Source organism: Streptomyces sp. NPDC047061 (genome assembly GCF_040643955.1).
Lineage (GTDB): Bacteria > Actinomycetota > Actinomycetes > Streptomycetales > Streptomycetaceae > Streptomyces.
Genome location: NZ_JBEYVI010000008.1, coordinates 12,871 through 25,366, shown reverse-complemented (window position 1 = coordinate 25,366; position 12,496 = coordinate 12,871). Strand labels below are relative to the sequence as shown.

The 12,496-nt window shown below is 71.2% G+C and carries 10 protein-coding genes and 2 pseudogenes; 10 read left to right on the top strand and 2 right to left on the bottom strand.

The features are described 5' to 3' along the window. Positions 1 to 183 precede the first annotated feature (183 nt). From ABZ887_RS14725 to ABZ887_RS14680, 10 genes and pseudogenes are all read left to right on the top strand, one after another. Positions 184 to 1,218 carry a hypothetical protein gene (locus tag ABZ887_RS14725; protein WP_361288128.1) on the top strand — a complete coding sequence of 345 codons (1,035 nt, stop codon included), beginning with the start codon at positions 184 to 186 and terminating at the stop codon, positions 1,216 to 1,218. 42 nt (positions 1,219 to 1,260) lie between these two features. Further along, the gene (locus ABZ887_RS14720) at positions 1,261 to 2,016 is read left to right on the top strand and encodes a GntR family transcriptional regulator (protein ID WP_361288125.1); all 756 of its coding nucleotides are present in this window, start codon (positions 1,261 to 1,263) and stop codon (positions 2,014 to 2,016) included. Positions 2,017 to 2,157: 141 nt separating this feature from the next. Further along, on the top strand, positions 2,158 to 3,282 hold the full coding sequence (locus ABZ887_RS14715; protein WP_361288122.1) for a TIGR03364 family FAD-dependent oxidoreductase: 1,125 nt from the start codon (positions 2,158 to 2,160) through the stop codon (positions 3,280 to 3,282). Between the two features lie 23 nt (positions 3,283 to 3,305). Next, entirely contained in the window at positions 3,306 to 3,977 is a 672-nt protein-coding gene (locus tag ABZ887_RS14710; RefSeq protein ID WP_361288119.1) for a phosphonatase-like hydrolase, read from the top strand. After that, positions 3,974 to 4,378 (top strand): annotated as a pseudogene (locus ABZ887_RS14705) (ATP-binding cassette domain-containing protein); the annotation flags it as partial. The gene ABZ887_RS14710 and the pseudogene ABZ887_RS14705, both read left to right, overlap by 4 nt. 1 nt (position 4,379) lies before the next feature. Further along, a pseudogene (locus tag ABZ887_RS14700) lies at positions 4,380 to 4,586 on the top strand (2-aminoethylphosphonate ABC transporter substrate-binding protein); the annotation flags it as partial. 129 nt (positions 4,587 to 4,715) lie between these two features. Further along, the gene (locus tag ABZ887_RS14695; protein ID WP_217545503.1) at positions 4,716 to 5,495 is read left to right on the top strand and encodes an HAD-IIA family hydrolase; all 780 of its coding nucleotides are present in this window, start codon (positions 4,716 to 4,718) and stop codon (positions 5,493 to 5,495) included. A gap of 168 nt (positions 5,496 to 5,663) precedes the next feature. Continuing rightward, complete coding sequence (locus ABZ887_RS14690) at positions 5,664 to 6,212, top strand: hypothetical protein (protein ID WP_361288116.1); 549 nt, start codon at positions 5,664 to 5,666, stop codon at positions 6,210 to 6,212. Between the two features lie 12 nt (positions 6,213 to 6,224). Further along, positions 6,225 to 6,896: a class F sortase gene (locus ABZ887_RS14685; RefSeq protein ID WP_361288113.1), complete on the top strand. Its 672-nt coding sequence runs from the start codon at positions 6,225 to 6,227 to the stop codon at positions 6,894 to 6,896. A gap of 347 nt (positions 6,897 to 7,243) precedes the next feature. Continuing rightward, positions 7,244 to 8,272: a glycoside hydrolase family 6 protein gene (locus ABZ887_RS14680; RefSeq protein WP_361288110.1), complete on the top strand. Its 1,029-nt coding sequence runs from the start codon at positions 7,244 to 7,246 to the stop codon at positions 8,270 to 8,272. Positions 8,273 to 8,362: 90 nt separating this feature from the next. Here ABZ887_RS14680 and ABZ887_RS14675 read toward each other — a convergent pair whose 3' ends face one another. Continuing rightward, complete coding sequence (locus tag ABZ887_RS14675) at positions 8,363 to 10,300, bottom strand: kelch motif-containing protein (RefSeq protein WP_361288107.1); 1,938 nt, start codon at positions 10,298 to 10,300, stop codon at positions 8,363 to 8,365. Further along, positions 10,297 to 12,291, bottom strand: a complete 1,995-nt coding sequence (locus ABZ887_RS14670) for a glycosyltransferase family 2 protein (RefSeq protein ID WP_361288104.1) — start codon at positions 12,289 to 12,291, stop codon at positions 10,297 to 10,299. Before ABZ887_RS14670 ends, ABZ887_RS14675 begins: the two co-directional genes overlap by 4 nt. Positions 12,292 to 12,496 lie beyond the last annotated feature (205 nt).

Here is a 12,496-nt window from a genome sequence, read left to right as displayed (position 1 = left end):
TGCGAAGGGGGCGGTGGGGCGGCCCACCCAGGGGCGCGGGGAACTGCGCGACCGGCCCCCACCGGCCCGCAGGTGCCCACCGGCCGATCGAGCGGAGGCGGGCGGCCGATCGGGGGGAGTGTGGCCGCGTTCGCGGAGTGGCGTCCGGTGACCCCGGTCCGCCCCCGGCAGAGTCACCTGTTCATGCGCATGCGACTGAGCATCTCCCTGTCCCTCTGCCTGGCCGCCGCAGCCGCCGTACTCGCCCCCTCGCCCATGGCGACGGCCGCCCCCGCCGTCGCCGGGACGTCCTGCGCGGCTCCCGACGAGCAGGGCTTCCCCCTCACGACCCGCCTCCACGACGGCCCCTCGTCCTACGAGCCCGGCGGCGGCTTCGGCACCTGGTACCTCGACCTCACCAACGTCACCGGCCGCATCTGCGCCGACGTGCACCCGGTCCTCGTCCTCGTCGACGACAAGCGTGCCCTCAAGCCGTCCCAGACCGAGCTGGAGTTCTACGACGGCCCACGCACCCGCCCGGTCCCGCTGACGGTGACCGACGAGTCCGAGCTGGTCGGCGTCCTCGACGGGACCGACTTCCCGGGGTTCACCGTCGCGCCCGGGGCGACCGTCTCGGTCAAGCTCAGACTCGCCGTCACCTCCGACGCCGTACGGAACGGGGTCACGGTCAACGCGGCCGTCGTCCAGCGGCAGGGGGCCGACGGCGCGTGGGTCGGGGAGTCGAACGACTACCGCTTCGGCATCGGCGGCGAACCGCCGCCCCCGCCCGCGAGCATCGCCCCCGCCGTTCCTTCCGGCGGCGCGCAGGTCGGCCCGCGGACGTCTCCCGGGACCAGCCCCGACAGCCCCGACAGTCCTGGGACTTCCGACAGCCCCGACAGCCCTGACAGCCCTGACAGTTCCGAGAGTCCCGCCGACCCCGACACCAGCCCGGGGGCCACCCCCGGAGCCACTCCCGGGGGCACCCCCACCGCCTCGCCCGGCGGCAGCGCCCGGCCCGTCACCGACGAGGCCCGGGGCGGCGGGGACGGCTGGGGCGGAGGGGATGGCGGGGACGGCGGAGGGACCTGGGGCGCCGAAGGCGCCTGGGCGGCCGGGGAACGCGCCCGCGAACTGGCCCGCACCGGCGTCGGTCTGGCCCACGGCCTGTTCACGGCCGCCCTCGCCCTGCTCACCGTGGGAGCGGGCGCGTTCCTGCTGGCACGCCGACGGCGGTGACCCTCGTCCGGTGCGGGAGGCGCCGTCTGCGACGATCCCCGGGTGGACTACCCGAACGACCAGGCCCCCGGCGCCCCCGTCCGCTCCGGCATCCCCGAGCACGGCCGCATCCCGAAGTACTACGCGGTGAAGGCGCGGATCGACCAGCTCGTCGGCGCGCTGGGGGAGGGCGCTCTCATCCCCACCGAACGTGACCTCTCGGAGGAGTACGGGGTCGCCCGCGAGACCGTCCGGCAGGCGCTGCGCGAACTGGTGCTGGAGGGCAAGCTTCGCCGGCAGGGGAGGGGCACGGTTGTCGCGGGGCCCAAGCTGGAGCAGCCGCTCTCCCTCGCCAGCTACACCGAGGGGGTACGGCGGCAGGGCCGCACTCCCGGCCGCAGTCTGGTCACCCTCGACCGCTTCCCCTGCCCGGCCGCCCTCGCCGCCGAGACCGGCCTGGAGCGCGGCGAACCCGTCTGGCACCTGGAGCGCGTGCTGCTCGCCGACGACGAGCGGGTCGGCCTGGAGAGCACGTACGTCGCCGTCGCCCGGGTCCCGCGCCTCGACACCGACTTCCACCCCGACTCCTCCTTCTACGGCTACCTGCACGAGCAGGGCATCGCCTTCGGGGACGCCGACGAACGCATCGAGACCGTGCTGGCCACCCCGCGCGAGGCCCTCCTAGTCGGCACCCTGCCGGCCCTTCCGATGCTGCTGATCCACCGGGTGTCACGGGACACCGAGGGCCGGCCGCTGGAGCGGGTGCGGTCGCTGTACCGGGGGGACCGGTTCTCGTTCACCACCCATCTGCGTGGCTGAAAAGTACCTGTTTCGGCCGCTTTTGAAGCCCCTTGTGTATCACGGAAAGATAACGGGTCTAGCCCAAACGTGATGGCCGGTTCACGCTCTCGTTGTCAGCCGGACCTTTCCGGTTCCCCGGTTCCGAGGAGCGTGACGGTCGTGAGAGTGACAGTCGTCGGAGCAGGCGTGGTGGGCACCATGCACGCCTGGCAAGCAGTGGAACGCGGCCACGAGGTCGTGCAGATCGAGCGCGAGGCCGAGGCCCGCGGCGCCTCGCTGCGCAACTTCGGGCAGATCTGGGTGAGCGGGCGCGCGGGCGGGGCGGAACTCGAAACCGCCCTGCGGGCCAGGGAGTTGTGGGAGGAGACCGGCAACCGGGTGCCCGCGCTCGGCTTCCGGGCCAACGGGTCGCTGACACCGGTGCGCGGCGCGTACGAACTCGCCGTCGCCGAGGCCGCCGTGGCCCGCGGCGACGCGGCCGCCCGCGGCCACAAGCTGCTCACCCCCGCCGAGGCCCGCGCCCTGAACCCCGCCCTGCGCGGAGCCTTCGACGCCGCCCTGTACTGCGAGCGGGACGCGGCCGTCGAACCGCGCACCGCCCAGCTCGCCCTCCGCGCCGAGCTGCTGAAGTCCCCGAACTACACCTTCCTGCCGGGCCGCGAGGTACGCGAGGTGACCGCAGCGGGCACGGTCCGCGACGACCACGGCGACGTGCACGCCGCCGACGTCGTCGTCCTGTGCACCGGCGCCTGGCTCGGCGGCCTGGTCCGCGAGCTGGCCGGCCCCGACCTGCCGGTGCGCCGCGTCCGCCTCCAGATGATGCAGACCGACCCGCTCGGCGAACCCCTCCCCACCTCGGTCGCCGACGCCGACAGCTTCCGCTACTACCCGGCGTACGCCTCCCCGGCCCTGGACGAGCTCAACGCCCGCTCGCCGCAGCCCGGGACGGCTGCGGCGCATCGCATGCAGCTGCTCATGGTGCAGCGCGCCGACGGCGGCCTCACCATCGGCGACACCCACGAGTACGCACACCCCTTCGCCTTCGACACCGTCGAGGAGCCGTACGAGCACCTCACCGGCGTCGTCGAGTCCCTCCTCGGCCGCCCGCTGCCGCGCGTCCGGCACCGCTGGGCCGGGGTGTACGCCCAGTGCACCGACCCCTCGCGGGTCGTGCACCGGCAGCAGGTGGCCGACGGGGTCTGGCTGGTCACCGGGCCCGGCGGGCGCGGCATGACCTGCTCGCCCGCGATAGCCGAGACAACCGCGAACGAACTGGGCTGGTGAGAGAGATGACCGACATGATCGATATGGCTGAGACCGAAGACATCCGCCTCGTCGTGCTCGACATGGCCGGTACGACCGTCGCGGACGGCGGGCTCGTCGAGCACGCGTTCACCGCGGCGGCCCGCCACCTGGGCGCCGACCCCGACCGGATGATCGACTACGTCCGCGCCACCATGGGCGAGTCCAAGATCTCCGTCTTCCGGCATCTGTTCGGCGAGGAGGCCAGGGCCCAGGAGGCCAACAAGGCCTTCGAGGCGGCGTACGCCGAACTCGTCGACGCGGGCAGCGTCGAGGCGCTGCCCGGGGCGCGCGAGACCATCGAGGAACTCCAGGGGCGGGGCCGTACGGTCGTCCTGACCACCGGTTTCGCCCGCGCCACCCAGGACGCGATCCTCACCGCCCTCGGCTGGCAGGACCTGGTGCCGCTCACCCTGTGCCCCGCCGACGCAGGGGGCCGCGGGCGGCCCTACCCCGACATGGTGCTCACGGCGTTCCTGCGGACGCGGGCCGCCGACGGGGTCGGGCAGATCGCCGTCGTCGGCGACACGTCGTACGACATGCTCAGCGGGGTGCGTGCCGGGGCGGGGCTGGTCGCCGGCGTCCTGACCGGGGCGCACGACGCGGATGCCCTGCGGGCGGCCGGCGCGACCCAGGTGCTGGAGTCCGTGGCCCAGTTGCCGGGAGTGCTCGCATGAGCAGCGGGATCGGCAGTGGCATCCGCTTCGACTCGGTGAGCGTCGCCTACGACGGGAACGCGGGCAGCCTCGCCCTCGAATCCCTCGATCTCACCGTCGCGCCCGGCGAGGTGATGGCCCTGCTCGGGCCGTCCGGCTCCGGCAAGACCACCGCGCTGCGGACGGTCGCCGGGTTCGTACGGCCCGTCTCCGGACGGGTGTTCCTCGGGGACCGGGACGTCACCGGCCTGCCGCCCCACCGGCGCGGGATCGGGATGGTGGTGCAGCAGTACGCGCTCTTCCCGCACCTGCGGGTCGCCGACAACGTGGCCTTCGGACTGCGGGCGCGCAGGACACCCAAGGCCGAGATCCGGGAGCGGGTCGCCGAGGCACTGGAGATGACCGGGATGGCGGCCTACGCGCTTCATGCTCGCCCGCAAGCAGCAGGAGGAGGTCAGCTCGATCGGCGGCGGCTTCACCGCCCGCACCGACGTCAAGGCCACCGACGCCAACGCGGCCGCGCTGACCGAGCTCATGGACGGCGTCGACGTGTTCACGCCGGACTGGAACGACATCGGCAAGAACCTGACGTCGTACGTGGCGGCGTGGAAGTCGGCGACGGGCAGCTGACCGGGAGGTGAGCCGGGCGTTCCCGGGCGTTCCCGGGTGATCCCGGGTGTGTCTAGTCTGGGGGCGTCGGTACGCCGTGGTTCCGGCGCCCCAGCTCACGCAAGACCCGCACGCCAGGAGACGCACCACATGGCAGAGCGCAAGCCCATCGAGTCGTGGCTCACCGACATGGACGGGGTCCTCATCCACGAGGGGGTGCCGATCCCCGGAGCGGACGCCTTCCTGAAGAAGCTGCGGGAGTCCGGCCGGCCCTTCCTGGTGCTGACCAACAACTCCATCTACACGGCCCGCGACCTGCACGCACGGCTGCGCCGGATGGGTCTTGACGTGCCGGTGGACAACATCTGGACGTCGGCGCTGGCCACCGCCCAGTTCCTGGACGACCAGCGGCCCGGCGGCAGCGCCTACGTCATCGGCGAGGCCGGCCTGACCACCGCGCTGCACGACATCGGGTACATCCTCACCGACCACGAGCCCGACTTCGTCATCCTCGGCGAGACCCGCACCTACTCCTTCGAGGCGCTGACCAAGGCCGTGCGGCTGATCAACGACGGCGCCCGGTTCATCGCCACCAACCCCGACAACGTCGGCCCGTCCGTCGAGGGCGACCTGCCCGCCACCGGCTCGGTCGCCGCGCTGATCACCGCCGCGACCGGCAAGCAGCCGTACTTCGTCGGCAAGCCCAACCCGCTGATGATGCGGGCCGGTCTCAACGCGATCGGCGCCCACTCGGAGACCTCCGCGATGATCGGCGACCGGATGGACACCGACGTCCTGGCGGGCCTGGAGGCCGGGATGCGCACCTTCCTGGTGCTGTCCGGCGTCACCCAGCCGGCCGACGTCGACCGCCACCCCTTCCGGCCCTCCGAGGTCGTGGACTCGATCGCGGACCTCGTCGACCGGATCTGACCGGATCCAACCTGATCCAACCGGGTCCAGTCGGGTCCGAACCGCCGTCGAACCGCTTCCGGCCGGCCGGCACCAAACCTGTCACCACCCGTACGGAGCAAGAAGGCGCCCCCCGAGGATGCGGGGGCGCCCGGTGCGGGGGAGCCTCCAGATATCTGGAGGTTCACGATGGGCTCACTTCGCCTCACTCTCTGTACCGGACTCCTGGCCTGCGCCGCCGGTCTCTCCCCGGTGGCCGCCCGTGCGGCGGACGGCCAGGGCGTCACCGTGACCCCGGCTTCCCCGCCCGTCGGGTCCGTCGTCGCGCTGCGCGTGAGCGGCTGCTCCGGTACGACCGGCACCGCCGCCTCGACGGCCTTCGTCGCGGACGCCCGCCTCGGCGGCACCGGCGGCGCGCTGACCGGCCAGGCCCAGGTCCGCTCCACGATCGGCGCCGGCACCTATGACGTGCGGGTCAGCTGCGCCGGCACCGCCGTCACCGGCAGCGTCGCCGTCGTGGCGCAGTCGTCGTCCCCGCTGGACGCCTCCGCCGAGCTGCCCGCCTCGCCGGTCGCGCCCGTGCACGCCGGCGGCGGGGGCACCGCTCCGCTCGCCTCGGTGGAGTCCCGCTCGACCGGTCCCGACACCGCGCAGGCGGTGACCGGCCTGCTCCTCGCCGCGTTCGCCGCGGCCGCCGTCGGACTGCTGAGGGCCCGCCGCGGCCGCGGTTCGCGCTGAGGACGGGACCACATGTCCGACGACACCGAACGTTCCCCCGGCACCGGACGGCTGCTGACCGGGGTGGCCTGGGCGATCCTGCTGCTCGGGCTGTGGCTGTGGGGCCGCGGCGTGACCGAGGTGCCCGACGGCATGACGGGTCCGACCACGGGTGACGTGGCCGCCGTCGGCCGACCCCCGTCCGACCCCGAACTCCCGCCCGCCGCGAAGCCGTTGACCTCGGCCGTGCCCGAGCGCGTCGACATTCCGGAACTGGGCGTGCAGGCCCCCGTGGTCGCCCGCGGCCTCGACGACGAAGGCGGGGTCGACCCGCCGCCCTTCGACCAGCCCGGCGTGGTCGGCTGGTACGGCGCCGGGACCGGCCCCGGCGCGGCCGGCACCGCGGTCCTGGTCGGGCACGTCGACACCGAGACCCGGCCCGCCGTCTTCTACAAGATCAGCACCATGCGCCCGGGCGAGACGATCCGCGTGGTCCGCGCCGACAACACGGTCGCCGAGTTCACCGTCGACGACGTCCGGGTCCTGCCCCGCGACCACTTCGACGTCCAACAGGCCTACGGCGCCCGGGAGTCGGGCCGTGCCGAGCTCCGCCTGATCACCTGCGGCGGCACCTACGACCGGACCACCCACCGCTACACGGCGAACGTGGTCGTCTCGGCATACCTCACCGGAACCGCCGTTTAGACAGAGCTTGCCGCACCGGACCCACCTGTCACCCGGTCGACGGCCTGCTCCCCTGAGGCCGCCGACCGGGCCGGTCCTCGACCGCGCGCGCTCGGGCCGCGGGAGTAACCCGGCGTCAGGCGCGGGAGGCTGGGAAGGCGGACCGGGGCCCGGGCCGCCCGCAAGCGACTCTAGAGGGCAACGGGTGCCCGGGCCTAGGTTCGCGCCCGCCAAGCCTCCCCGACTCGTCAACTCGCCCGTCAACTTGGGCTGTAACAGCTCACCGACAAGGGTTGGGCGATCTCGTGACGAGTGCGGCTGGTATGTCACGATTGGGCTCTGGCCAAGTGCACCCAGGGGGGAATTGGATGTACGACAGCAGGGGGGCCCGCTCGGCGGCCCGGGCCGGGGCACTGGGAGCGGCGCTGCTGCTCGCCGGCTGCTCCTCGGGCGGCGGCTCGGGCGGGGACAAGCCGACCGCGAGTCCGCAGGTGGCGATCACCCAACAGCCCAAGGAGGCCGACCCGTTCTGGGTGAACCCGGACTCCAACGCGGCCCGCCAGGTGAAGGCCTACGCGAAGGCCGGCAAGGGCGGCGACGCCGAGCAGATCCGCAAGATAGCGGCACAGCCGACCGGGGAGTGGATCGGCCCGGAGAACCCGGAGCAGGAGGCGCGCGGCTTCACCGAGGCCGCCCAGAAGTCCGACCGCACGGCCCTCCTGGTCCTCTACAACATCCCGCACCGCGACTGCGGCCAGTACAGCCAGGGCGGCGCGGCCGACGGCGACGCGTACCGGACCTGGATCGACGGGGTCGCGAACGGCATCCAGGACCGCCCGGCCACCATCGTCCTGGAACCGGACGCGGTACTGCACCTGGTGGACGGCTGCACCCCGTCCCGGTTCGCGGAGGAGCGCTACGACCTGTTACGCGGCGCGATCACGAAGCTCAAGTCCCTGAAGAACACCAAGGTGTACCTGGACGCGGGCAACGCCGGCTGGGGCCACCCCGACCAGATCTACCAGCCCCTCCAGGAGGCGGGCGTCACCCAGGCCGACGGCTTCGCGGTCAACGTCTCCAACTTCTACTCCACCCAGGACTCCATCACCTACGGCAAGCAACTGTCGCAGAAGGTCGGCGACAAACACTTCGTCATCGACACCAGCAGAAACGGCAACGGCCCCTACGCGGGCGGCGATCCGGAGGAGCGGTGGTGCAACCCGCCGGGCCGGGCCCTGGGGGAGACCCCGACGACGAAGACGGCCGACCCCCTGGTGGACGCCTACCTGTGGGTCAAGCGCCCCGGCGAATCCGACGGGACGTGCAAGGGCGGCCCGCAGGCGGGCCAATGGTGGCCCACCTACGCTTTGAAACTTGCCCTAGGGTCGGACACCTAGGGGCGCGGGGCGGAGTCGATTTGCGGCTCCGCCGCGCGGGCGCGACCAGCCACAGCGCTCCCGCACCCAAAGTCCCAACCGGCGGGAGCGCTACGGCACCTTCACCCACTGCGCCACGCTCGGCGTCCCCTGATCGTCATCCACAAAAAGCATGTACCACCCCGAAGGAACCAGGTTCCGATTCCCCGGCACGGTCACGGTGATCCGGTTCCCCGACGTCCTGAAGTCCAGGGCGATCGACCGCTGGTCCACGTCCGTCACATGGGTGGTGGCACTGGGCCGGATCAGCCGCACCTTCCTGATGGTCGACGCATGCTGCGAGGTGAACGTCCCCGTCCCGCCCCGGGCGATGGTCTGCGGCCCCCCGCTCAGCGACGGCCGTGAGTCCCGGTACAGGTACGGCGGCGTGTAGATCTCGATCCGCTGCTCGAAGACCCCCGGCCTGGTGTTCGCCTTGTCCGCGAACAGCGGGTTGGAGCCGAAGAACATGACCCGGCCGTCGGGCAGCAGGATCGACCCGGAGTGGTAGTTCCGGCCCACCAGCGGATCGGCCACCCTCCGGAAGGAGTTCGTCGCGGTGTCGTAGATCCGTGCCTGCTTGATGTCGGAGTTTCCGCGCCCCCGGTAGTCCTCGGAGCCGCCCGACACCAGGACGCTGTCGTCCGGCAGGACGGAGATCTGCGGATACCGCGTCCCCTTCTCCAGCGAGGGCCCGTCCGTGAACTTCGGGTCGGGGTCCTTGAGGTCGATCAGCCGCGTCCTCTTCGTGGACAGCGCGGACTCGCCGACCCCGCCGCCCCCGACCACCAGGTACTTCTCGTCCTGCGCCGGAGGCAGCAGCACCGTCCCGGACGTCTCCAGCATGTTCGGGTCGCTGAGCCCGGACAGCTTGGTGAACCGGTTGGTGTCGACGTCCCAGATTCCCGGATCGCGCCCCACATCATCCGGGCCGTACCCGGCGTTGGAACCCGAGTAGAAGAGCTTGCCGTTCTCCAGGAGGAACAGCGCGGGGTACGTCGGGAACTGGCGCTTGTACTTGGTGTAGGTCCAGGTCCTCGTCTTCGGGTCGAAGACCTCGTTCTTGCCCGGCACCAGCTGACCGATGTCGTCGAGCCCCGAGACGCTGAGCACCTTGCCGTCCGACAGGGTGGTGAGCGTCGGATACCAGCGGGCCTCGTTCATCGGGTCGACCTTGATGTACTTCTCGGCGACCGGATCGAACTCGTAGGTGTTCTTGATGCCCTCGAAGTCCCGCTTGTCCATGCCGAGTTTGTTGGCGATGCCGTAGGTGTTGCGGGCGTCGGGGCCGGTCAGTCCCGCGATGCTGTAGTTGTCCTGGGTGCCGGTCTCGTACTTCGTGCCCTGCTTGGGCGCCTCCACGACGACCCGCGCGTAACCGGGGTTGTTCCGCAGGAACCTGCCGGTCTTCTTGTCGAAGACCTTCGTCGCGCGCGGGATCAGCACCGAGTCGTCGGAGACGAACGTCTTGCCGTTCTGCTTGCCGGTGAACCGGGTGCCCTTGGGCAGGGTCATCGGTTTGTCCGGGTTCTCGTTGTAGAGGATCATGACGCCGCCGGCCTTCTTGACGTCGCCCTTGAGCTTCTCGTACTGCTTGGTGCCGCCGGCGATCAGGATGTTGCCGTTGGCGAGCTGGGTGTGGCCGGTGCAGAACAGGTCGGCCGGGGTGGGCACCTTCTTGATGGTGCCCTTGACGGGATCCCAGATCCGGCTGTCGTAGATCTTGGCGTCGAAGTTGTCCTGGTTGTTGCCCGAGCCCGCGACCAGCAGCACCTTCCCGGTGTGCAGGAGCACCGCGTGGATGGTGTCCTGGCGGTACTCCTTCGGGAACTCGATGATGTCCCAGTGGCCGTTCTCGGCCTTGTACTCCGGTCTGTTGATCTTGTACTGGTGGTAGCGCTCCGTCCCGAAGCGGTACAGCCACGGCCCGTTCATCCCGGCCAGGGCGAGCACGACCACCGTACTGATCGCGAGACGACGAGCCCGGCGGCGGCCGGCACTGTCGTTCATTCCTTACGTCCCCCCAGTCCGCTGCTCCCGCCCAGTCCGCTGCCTCCGCCCAGTCCGTTGAGCGCGATCCGCATGGTCTGTTCCGCGGGGGTGCCGGCGGGCGGCGTCCAGGTCGGCCGCTGCTGCGGCGCGTGGCCCGCGGGCAGGTACCCCGCGGGTACCGCGTCCTCCGGTTCGGCGGCCGGCTCGGACGCCCTGCTCTCCTTGCGCAGGGTGTACTGCCAGGCGAAGATCGGGGCCGCCGTGATCAGCAGCGCCAGCGTCGCCCAGGTCAGCATCGCGGGGTGCGAGTGGCCGTTGAGGAAACCCGAGAGCAGGGAACCGCCGAAGACGACGATGAAGAACCAGTGGATCCGGAACGTCCCGAAGAGGGTGTCCGGGCTGGCCGACTCGCCCTTCGGCGTGACCACGAACTTGCTCTTGCGGCGCAGCACCGCGTCCATGAGCGAGCGGGCGTAGATCGGCGCGGACAGGGCCGACATCACCATGCCGGCGACCCCGCCGGAGCCCTCCGGTTCGTGCGGGGAGACGTTGTGCCGGCGGTTCCAGATGTAGAGGCCGATCTGGAGCGCGGAGGCGTTGCCGTAGAGCATCAGCCACACGGTCGGGTCGATGTTCACGCCCGAGGCGCCGAGGCCCAGGAACAGGGCGCAGCTCAGCGCCGCCAGGATCCAGTTGATGGCCGACATCGGGTAGAAGATGATCATCATCGTGTAGTTGAAGACCTTGCCCGGACCCAGGCTGAACAGGCCCTTCCAGTACTGCTTGAGGATCGTCTCGTACGTCCCCCGGGACCAGCGCAGCTGCTGGGTGAAGAAGTCGGTCCAGGCGTTCGGACCCTCGCCGACCGCGAGCACGTCCGGGGTGTAGACCGAGCGCCACTTGCGGCCGGTCGCCGGGTTCTTGGCGCGGTGCATCTCGAAGCCGGTCGCCATGTCCTCGGTGATCGAGTCGTACAGGCCGCCGATCTGCTTGATGGCCCTGATCCGTACGGCGTTGGAGGTGCCGACGAACATGGGGGCGCCGTAGCGGTTGCCGGCGCGCTGGATCAGGGCGTGGAAGAGGAACTGCTGGGACTCGGCGGCCTTGGTGACGAACGTGTCGTAGTTGCCGTACACCTGCGGGCCGATGACGAAGCCGACGTCCGGGTCGCGGAAGTACCCCAGCATCCGCTCCAGGTAGTTGGGCAGCGGCACGTGGTCGGTGTCGACGGAGGCGAAGAAGTCGTACTCGTCGCCGTGCGCCTCCAGCCAGGCGTTGTAGTTGCCGTGCTTGGTCTTCGCGCGGTGCGGGCCCTTGGGCCGGTTCCACTTCTCTACGCCCTTGCGGGTGAAGTGGTGCACGCCCAGGCGCGCGCAGACCTCCTTCACCTCCGGGTCGTCGCCCTCGTCGAGCAGCCACACGTGCAGCAGGCCCCGGTGGCGCAGCCGGACGGCCGCCTCCAGGGTCCGGGTGACCATGTCGAGGGGTTCCTTGCCGGGCACGAACGTGGTGATGAAGGCGACCCTGGTGCCGGTCTCCGGGATCACCGGGACCGGGTCGCGGGCGACCAGCGTGGCGTGCGCGTTGGACAGCACGTTCATGCAGCGGAAGAACTCGATCAGGCCGATCGACACCAGCATCACGATGTCGAGGGCGGGCAGGAAGTCGTACGCCGGGTAGTCCCGCTGGGTCCAGTGCTCGGGCTGCAGCAGCCAGGTCAGCAGCACCAGCGAGAGCAGCGGGGCCGCGCCCAGCATCAGCGCGGCGCGGACGCGGTGCGGTTCCTGGGAGAGCAGCGAGCGGTACTGCACGGTGTACGGCCTGCTCGGGTCGGGCTGGGTGAGGGGGCCCGCGAGCCGGCTGTAGTGCTCGTAGTCGTATCTGGGCAGTGTCTTCTTGATGCGGCCCAGGGCGCCGGCGGTGGTGCGGTGCGCGGGCACCCGGAGTTGTGCGGTCTGTGACGGGTCGTATTCCTGTTCCTGCCGGGCGCCCATCGGCGTCGACGTCATGAGTCATCCCCCCACACGCAGTTCAGCGCGTGTTTCATCGATCCAACCGCCCGCTCGGGTCCCCCTCGACCCTGCCGGGCGCGGCAATGACGAAGCACAGTCGTCCCACAGATATGGACACGGACCGTGACCGTCCGGTTGCATGATGCCCCCCTCGGCACCGATTCATGACGGGGCCCCTCACCCCGCAGATCTGGCAACCGGC

What these genes read in the sequence shown, in the direction of transcription:
- ABZ887_RS14685 (WP_361288113.1), top strand. Translation starts at nt 6,225, where the DNA reads ATGTCCGACGACACCGAACGTTCCCCCGGCACCGGACGGCTGCTGACC.
- ABZ887_RS14690 (WP_361288116.1), top strand. Translation starts at nt 5,664, where the DNA reads ATGGGCTCACTTCGCCTCACTCTCTGTACCGGACTCCTGGCCTGCGCC.
- ABZ887_RS14725 (WP_361288128.1), top strand. Translation starts at nt 184, where the DNA reads ATGCGCATGCGACTGAGCATCTCCCTGTCCCTCTGCCTGGCCGCCGCA.
- ABZ887_RS14695 (WP_217545503.1), top strand. Translation starts at nt 4,716, where the DNA reads ATGGCAGAGCGCAAGCCCATCGAGTCGTGGCTCACCGACATGGACGGG.
- ABZ887_RS14675 (WP_361288107.1), bottom strand. Translation starts at nt 10,300, where the DNA reads ATGAACGACAGTGCCGGCCGCCGCCGGGCTCGTCGTCTCGCGATCAGT.
- ABZ887_RS14680 (WP_361288110.1), top strand. Translation starts at nt 7,244, where the DNA reads ATGTACGACAGCAGGGGGGCCCGCTCGGCGGCCCGGGCCGGGGCACTG.
- ABZ887_RS14670 (WP_361288104.1), bottom strand. Translation starts at nt 12,291, where the DNA reads ATGACGTCGACGCCGATGGGCGCCCGGCAGGAACAGGAATACGACCCG.
- ABZ887_RS14710 (WP_361288119.1), top strand. Translation starts at nt 3,306, where the DNA reads ATGGCTGAGACCGAAGACATCCGCCTCGTCGTGCTCGACATGGCCGGT.